The following is a 7,364-nucleotide window of genomic DNA, read 5'->3' as shown; positions in this document are numbered from 1 at the left end:
CGTTGACCGCCGCACCTCCCCCGGCCACCCGCCCGGCCGACGTAACCGTCCTCGGACGCGGGGCGGGGCCCGCCGCCCAGGCCCGTGCCGCCTACGGCGCCCTGAGCGCCCGGCTGCCGGACCCGGGCGGCGCCCAGCTCACCGAGTTCGTCACCGTCGCCGCGCTCGACGCCCACCAGGAGCTCGCGGCCGCCCGTGCCGCCCGCTTCCCGGACGCGGCCGCCTGTGCGCGCACCGTGGTGGTGGAGTCCCTGCCCGATCCGGACGCGCTGCTCGCGGTGCGGGCCGGGACCGGAACCCCTGCCGGGGACGGCACCGTGCGCCTGCCCACCGTGCTGCCGGTCGACGACCACGGGGACGTCGCCCACCCGGACGACTTTCCCGCCCAGTACGCGTACTGCCTGCGCAAGGCCGGCCGGCTACTGAAGAGCGCCGGGCTGAGCCTCGACCACGCCGTGACGACGTTCGACTACACCACCCCCGCCACCCGCCGCGCCTATCCGGCCTGCTCCGGACCGCGTCGTGAACTGCTGGGCGGAGCAGGGGTGTTCCCCGGGGCCGGGGGCATTCTGATGAGCCGGCTGCACGCACCGGGCATCCTGGTGGCGCTCGACGTCACCGCGTCCCGGCACCCGCTGAGCTCCGTCAACCCCGGCTGGAGCCGCTACGACACGCTCACCTACAGCCCCGGTGTGCTGGCCGGCCGCACCCTGCACATGTCGGGGTTCGCCGCACTCGACATGGAGACCCAGCAGGCGCTGCACCCGGGCGACGTGGTGGCGCAGACCGAGACGGTGCTGCGTGCCGTCCTGGAGGTGGTCGCGGCAGCCGGCGGCGGTCCGGAGCACCTGGTCTCCGTGGAGGAGTACCTGTGCCCGCCCGCCGTCGCGGACCGGGCCACCGTCGCCGCCGCCCGTGCGCGGGTGCTGGGCTCCGCGTCCCGGCCCGCCGTGACCTCCGTCGGCTGCGCGACCCTGCTGCGGCGGGAGTTCCTCACCGAGGTGTTCCCCACGGCCGTCCTGTCCACGCCCGCAGAGGGAGGTACGAGGTGACCACGCCCACCCTGCTCACCGAGGAGCTGCGCGCCCGGCTTCTGGGACGCACCGCCGTCTACACGGCCCCCGAGGTCCTGGGGCGGGCCGCGATCCGCTACTTCGCGCTCGCCACCGGCAACGCCGACCCGCTCCACCTGGACCCCGACTACGCGCGCGCCCACGGCCACCCGGACGTGATCGCCCCGCCCACCCTGGTGTGCGAGACCAACCAGTACGCGGACCTGCCCCCGGACGAGGACGGCTACCCGGGACACACCTGGGGCATCTCCCTGCCCGGCACCCGGACCGTGCGCGGCGGCAACTCCTACACGTTCCACCGGCCGGTGGGCCCGGACGACCTGATCACCGCCACCTGGACGGTCACCTCCGTCACGGAGCGCACGACGGGCGACGGGCTGCCGATGCTCGTGGTCCGCTCGCACTGCGCCTACACCAGTGGTGACGAACTGCTGGCGGAGAACGAGGAGACCGTGCTGTACATCGCCCTCGCCCCGGCCGATGACGTGCCCGCGACGGATGACGGGAGCAGCCGATGACGGGCCCGCAGCTGATGCCCGGTGCCGTGGTCCCGCCGCTGCGGCGCGACTTCCCGCTGTCCCGGATGGTGGCCTACGCGGGCGCCACCTGGGACTGGCACCGTCTGCACTACGACACCGCGTACGCGCAGGCACGCGGGCTGCCCGCGCCGGTCGTCGACGGACAGGTCCTGGGCGCGCTCCTGGCCGAGCAGTTGCAGCGCTGGCTGGGCCCGCAGTGCGTCCTGCGCACCCTGCACTTCCGGTTCTCGCAGCCGGTTTTCGCCGGGGAGAGCGTGGTGTGCACCGGCCGGGTCACGGAGGTCGGCGACAACGGCCTCGTGACCGTCGAGCAGCGCGTCGAGGTCTCCGGGCCGAAGGCGCGCACGGCCGTGGCGACCGCCGGGGCCACCCTGACGCTCACCCCGCCGCCGGATCCTCCGGTCGCCGGCGGCCCCGCGTGAGGGCCGCGATCGTCGGGGCGGCCACCTCCGATCTGGGCGTCACCGGCCGGCCCGCCCTCGCCCTGCTCGCCCAGGGAGTCACCCGGGCACTGGCCGACGCCGGGCTCGCCCTGTCCGATGTGGACGGTCTGGCCACGGCGGGCACGGGCCGGTTCGCCGCCACCCAGGCCGCCGACTACCTCGGTATCCGGCCCGCCTGGACGGACTCCACGTTCGCGGGCGGCAGCGCCTTCGAGATGTACGTGGCGCGGGCCGCGCAGGCACTGGCGGCCGGGCAGTGCCGCACGGTCGTCATCGCGTACGGCTCGAACCAGCGCTCGGCCCGCAGCCGTTCGCTGGCCGGGCCGTACGACGCGGCGTCCCCGGAGGCGCAGTTCGAGGCACCGGCCGGTCCGCTCTTCCCCGCCTCCCACTACGCCCTGGCCGCCCGTCGCTATCTGCACGTGCACGGCCTGGACCGCAGCGTGCTGGCCGAGGTGGCCGTGGCCGCGCGGGCGTGGGCCCTGCTCAACCCGGAGGCGTACCGCCATACGGCCGGACCGCTGACGGTGGAGCAGGTCCTGGCCGCGCCGATGCTGTCCACTCCGCTCACCACCGCCGACTGCTGCCTCGTCACCGACGGCGGCGGCGCCCTGGTCCTCACCACCGACGAGCGGGCCCGCGACCTGCCGCGCCCCGGTGTGCTGGTGCTGGGTTACGGCGAGGCGACCTCCCACGCGGGGTCGGCCGGCCCCGCCGACCTCCTGGACACCGGCGCGCGGGCCGCCGCGGACCGGGCCTGGGCCACTTCCGGTCTCGGCCCGCACGACATGGACGTCGTCCAGGTGTACGACTCCTTCACCATCACTACGCTGCTGTCGCTGGAGGCCCTCGGTCTCTGCCCGCCGGGCGGCGCCGGCGCGCTCGTCGCCGACGGGCGCACCGGCCCCGGCGGGGAGCTGCCCGTCAACACCTCGGGCGGCGGGCTGTCGTACGGGCATCCGGGCATGTTCGGGCTGTTCCTGCTGATCGAGGCGGTACGGCAGTTGCGCGGGGAGTGCGGTGCCCGTCAGGTCCCCGGGGCGCGGACCGCTGTCGCCCACGGCACCGGGGGCGTCCTCTCGACCCACGCCACCGTGGTGCTCGGCCGGGAGGACACATGGTGAACGCGCTTCTGCCCGGTCCTCCGCCCGCCCCCGCCGACGCCGTCACCGAGGAGTACTGGCGGGCGACCCGGGAGGGGACACTGACGGTCCAGCACTGCCCGGCGTGCCGAGGCCACCAGCATCCGCCGCGCGTGCTGTGTGTGCACTGCGGCGGCGTCGAGGGACTGCGCCAGGCGCCGGTGAGCGGGGTGGCGGTGCTGGACTCGTTCACGACCGTGCAGCGGGCGCCGGACGGCCGCGCGGTGCCGTACACCGTGGGCCGGGTGCGGCTCGCCGAGGGGCCGGTGCTGCTGGTGCCGCTGCTCGGCGATCCCCTCTCGTTCCGGTGCGACCAGCCCGTACGCCTCGTCTGGCTGCCTCTGCCCGACGGGCGGCGCCAGCCCGCCTTCACCCCGGCGCCCGACGCGCCGCCCGACGAACCGGAGCCGTGAACCGTGGACTTCACCCTCAGCCCCGAGCAGGAACTGTTCCGCCGCACGCTGCGCGACTTCGTCACCCGGGAGATCGAGCCGGTCGCCACCGAGTGGGAGGAGTCGGGCCGGCATCCCGCCGAGATCATCGAGACCATGCGCACGATGGGCCTGTTCGGGCTCACCGTCCCGGAGGCCTACGGCGGCCTGGAGGCCGACATGGTCTCCTTCGCGCTGGTCTTCGAGGAGATCTCCCGGGGCTGGATGGGGATCGCGGGCATCCTCGGCTCGCACTCCCTGGCCTGTCTGCTGATCGCCCGGAACGGCACCGAGGAGCAGCGCTCGCGCTGGCTGCCCCGGATGGCGACCGGTGAGTGCCGCAGCGGCATCGCCCTGACCGAGCCCGACGCCGGCACCGACCTCCAGGGCATCCGGACCACCGCCCGCCTCGAAGAGGGTCATTACGTGGTGAACGGCGCCAAGACGTGGATCACCAACGCCCGGCACGCCGGTGTGCTGCCGGTGCTGGTGAAGACGGACCCGCAGGCCCGCCCCGCCCACCGGGGCATGAGCATCCTGCTGGTGGACACGGCGACCGAGGGCTTCACCGTCACCCGTGACCTGCCGAAGCTGGGGTACAAGGGCACCGAGACGTGCGAACTGCTGCTGGAGGACCTGCGGGTGCCGGCGGACTGTCTGCTCGGCGGGGTCGAGGGGCGGGGCATGCAGCAGGCGCTGTCCGCGCTGGAGACGGGCCGGATCAATGTGGCGGCGCGCTCGGTGGGCATCGCCCAGGCGGCGCTGGACGCGGCGCTGTCGTACACCGCGGGACGGCACGCCTTCGGCAGCCCGATCCATGACTTCCAGGCCGTGCAGCTGCGCCTGGCCGACATCGCGACGCGGCTCCAGGCCTCGCGGCTGCTCGTGTACTGGGCGGCGTCCCGGTCGGACGGCGGGGAGCGGGTGGACACCGAGTCCGGAATGGCGAAACTGTTCGCTTCCGAGACGGCGATCACCGCGGCGCTCGACGCCATGCGGCTGCACGGCGGATACGGCTACTCCAAGGAGTTCGTGGTGGAACGGCTGTACCGGGACGCGGCGTTGATGAGCATCGGAGAAGGCACCAACGACATCCTGCGCACCGTGATCGCCCGTCGGCTGACCTCCGGCGCCACCAGGATCGGGTGACCCGGTGGCCCGTTCCTATCTCTATGTGCCGGCCGACCGGCCGGCGATGCTGGCCCGCGCCCTGGAACGCGGCGCGGACGCGGTGATCGTCGATCTGGAGGACGCCGTCGCCCCGGACGCCAAGGACGCTGCGCGAGGGGCCGCCGCCGACTGGCTGGCCGGCCTCTCGCCCGGCGGGCCCACCGAGGTGTGGGTCCGGGTCAACCCCGGCCCGCTGGGCCTCGCGGACGCCGCCGCCGTCGTCTCGCCCGCCCTGCACGGGCTGTGCCTCGCCAAGTGCGAGGGCCCGGCCGATGTGGCGGACGTGGACGGGGTCGTGAGCGGGCGCGAGGCCGCGCTGGGTCTCGCGCCGGGATCCGTCGCGCTGTCGCCGCTGCTGGAGTCGGCCGGAGCCGTGCTGGCGGCGCCCGCGCTCGCGGCGTCCCCCCGGGTGGCGCACCTCCAGGCGGGCGAGGCCGACCTGAGGGCCGAGATCGGCATGGAACCCGGCCCGGACGAGCGGGAGTTGCTGCCGATCCGGGTCTCGTTGGTCCTGGCCTGCGCCGCCGCCCGGGTCGGCCCGCCGGTCGGTCCGGTGAGCACCGACTACCGCGACACCGGGGCGCTGCGCCGCTCCACCATGGCGCTGCGCGCGCTCGGCTACCGGTCCCGGGCCTGTATCCATCCGGCGCAGATCCCGGTGGTGCATGAGGTGTTCACCCCGTCCGAGGCCGAACTCGGCGCCGCAAGCGACCTCGTGGAGCGGTTCGACGGCGCGGTACGCGCCGGACGCCCGGTCATCGTCGGCGCGGACGGCCGGATGATCGACGAAGCTGTGGTGCGCGCGGCCCGCCGCACACTGGCGGCGGGCCGCTGAAGGGCCCGGCCCGGGGGTGCGGGCGCCCCCGGGCCTGCCCCGTCTCCGGTTCAGCCTCGCGGCGGTTCCGGAGAGTCCGGTCGGCACCCGTCGACGAGTGCCCGGGCGCACCCCTTGCCCGCGCCCGGCAACGCCCGCACATACAGCGCCAGTCGCGCCGCCCGCACGGCCCCGAGGACGGGTTCGGCGCCCAGCCGGTACTTGGTCTCCAGCTCCCGCGCAGTCAGCGGGGCGGCCGGACCGCCGCGCGAACCGGGCACGCGGTGCTCCCAGTCCGTGCCGTCGTGGGTGGTGACCCGCAGGACGGCGCTGAAGGAGTGCGGGAACTCATCGTCGCAGACGGCGTCCTGGACGACCCCGACGCGCGCGGCCAGCGCCCGGCGCCGCGGGTCCTCGAACGCGCCGGGGCTGAAGTCGGCCAGGTGCAGGCCCAGTCCTGAGTCCTCGCCGGCGAGCAGGGCGGCCGCGACGGTGTACGGGCCGGAGAACTTGGCGTGGTACGGGGTGCGGGGGCGGGTCTTCTCCTCGCGCGGTTCACCGATGGTACGGCGGGGAGCGCCGGCGACGCCGAGTTCGGCGGTCGCGATGGTGTCCGGGTCCAGGCCGCGGGCCCGCAGGGCGAGGGCGCAGTCGATTCCGGGGTGGGTGAAGTGGTTGGAGGGGTAGGGCTTGTAGACGGTGCGCGGATACTGCCAGTTGCCCGCGTCGTGCATCGCGTCCAGGCCGTCGGTGAGGGGTCCGGCGTGCCACTGGTCGCCGAGGAAGGCGGTGAGGAAGCCGAAGCGTCCCTCGATGACGGTGGGCGGGCCGGTGACTCCCTCGGCGGCGAGCTGGGCGGCGGTGACGCCGCAGTGGGCGGCCCAGCCGCAGTGCACGCGCTTGACGCTGCCACCGGTCCGGTTCGCCTCGATCACCCCGGCCCCCATGGAGCAGGCGATGCCGATGGCGTCGGCGATGCCGTCCGCGGAGAGGCCGAGCAGCATCGCGGAGGCCACGGCGGCCCCGACGGTCCCGCAGATCGAGGTGGCGTGCAGTCCGCGTTCGAAGAAGACCGAGTTGCGCAGCGCCGGATCGTAGGAGGCCATGCCCAGGCGTACGCAGACCTCGCCGCCGGCCGCGAGCGCGGCGGTGAGGGCGGCGCCGTCCGCGCCCTCGGCCTCGGCGACGGCCAGGGCCGCGGGCAGCACAGCGGCCGTGGGGTGCAGGACGGACGGCAGATGTGTGTCGTCGAAGTCGAGGGCGTGCGCGAGGGTCCCGTTGACGAGCGCGGCCCGGTCGGCAGGGAACCGGTCGGCTGTGCCGATGACGCCGGCCTCGGGGTGTCCGCCGGACCGGCGGGCGGTGCGCAGGGCGGCCCGGTGGGGTGCCGCTTCGTCGTTCTCGCCGGTGTCGGGGCCGAGGGCGGCGAGGCAGTTGCCGAGGAAGTCGACGATGCGGCCGGTGGCGTCGGCGGTGACCGTCTCGGGCACACCGTCGCGGCAGCCGGCGGCGAACACGGCCAGCCGGGCCGCCAGGCCGGGGGGTGTGGTCGGGGAGCTGGTGGCGTTCACCCGGCGGCGTCCTCGGGGCCGTGCGGGCGGCGCGACTGGCGCTGTATGTGCGGGCGTTGCCGGGCGCGGGCAAGGGGTGCGCCCGGGCACTCGTCGACGGGTGCCGACCGGACTCTCCGGAACCGCCGCGAGGCTGAACCGGAGACGGGGCAGGCCCGGGGGCGCCCGCACCCCCGGGCCG

The 7,364-nt window shown here is 75.2% G+C and carries 8 protein-coding genes; 7 read left to right on the top strand and 1 reads right to left on the bottom strand.

The genetic code is table 11. From position 1 onward, the window contains the following. The 7 genes from EAO72_RS40445 to EAO72_RS40415 form a co-directional block, all read left to right on the top strand. Nucleotides 1-1,052, top strand: a 1,052-nt coding sequence (locus tag EAO72_RS40445) for a RidA family protein (protein WP_148022379.1), incomplete at its 5' end; no start/stop codon positions are given. Next, nucleotides 1,049-1,591, top strand: coding sequence for an FAS1-like dehydratase domain-containing protein (locus EAO72_RS40440; RefSeq protein WP_148022378.1), 543 nt, complete (start codon nt 1,049-1,051; stop codon nt 1,589-1,591). The genes EAO72_RS40445 and EAO72_RS40440, both read left to right, overlap by 4 nt. After that, complete coding sequence (locus tag EAO72_RS40435; protein ID WP_148022377.1) at nt 1,588-2,034, top strand: MaoC/PaaZ C-terminal domain-containing protein; 447 nt, start codon at nt 1,588-1,590, stop codon at nt 2,032-2,034. Before EAO72_RS40440 ends, EAO72_RS40435 begins: the two co-directional genes overlap by 4 nt. Beyond that, nucleotides 2,031-3,179, top strand: a complete 1,149-nt coding sequence (locus tag EAO72_RS40430) for an acetyl-CoA acetyltransferase (RefSeq protein WP_148022376.1) — start codon at nt 2,031-2,033, stop codon at nt 3,177-3,179. The genes EAO72_RS40435 and EAO72_RS40430 overlap by 4 nt, the downstream gene beginning before the upstream one ends. Next, the gene (locus EAO72_RS40425; RefSeq protein ID WP_148022375.1) at nt 3,173-3,610 is read left to right on the top strand and encodes a Zn-ribbon domain-containing OB-fold protein; all 438 of its coding nucleotides are present in this window, start codon (nt 3,173-3,175) and stop codon (nt 3,608-3,610) included. The genes EAO72_RS40430 and EAO72_RS40425 overlap by 7 nt, the downstream gene beginning before the upstream one ends. A gap of 3 nt (nt 3,611-3,613) precedes the next feature. Beyond that, a complete protein-coding gene (locus EAO72_RS40420; protein ID WP_148022374.1) occupies nt 3,614-4,777 on the top strand; it encodes an acyl-CoA dehydrogenase family protein in 1,164 nt (387 codons plus the stop codon). A 4-nt stretch (nt 4,778-4,781) separates the two neighbouring features. Beyond that, the gene (locus EAO72_RS40415) at nt 4,782-5,633 is read left to right on the top strand and encodes an HpcH/HpaI aldolase/citrate lyase family protein (RefSeq protein ID WP_261991864.1); all 852 of its coding nucleotides are present in this window, start codon (nt 4,782-4,784) and stop codon (nt 5,631-5,633) included. Between the two features lie 50 nt (nt 5,634-5,683). Here the strand turns inward: EAO72_RS40415 and EAO72_RS40410 are convergent, their stop codons facing one another. After that, nucleotides 5,684-7,183: an MmgE/PrpD family protein gene (locus tag EAO72_RS40410; protein WP_222724173.1), complete on the bottom strand. Its 1,500-nt coding sequence runs from the start codon at nt 7,181-7,183 to the stop codon at nt 5,684-5,686. Between the last annotated feature and the right edge of the window lie 181 nt (nt 7,184-7,364).

The organism is Streptomyces sp. OR43 (genome assembly GCF_008042275.1).
In the GTDB taxonomy this organism is placed as follows: Bacteria; Actinomycetota; Actinomycetes; order Streptomycetales; family Streptomycetaceae; genus Streptomyces.
The sequence above is the reverse complement of the archived record's forward strand: the minus strand, read 5'-3'. Positions and strand labels throughout refer to the sequence as shown.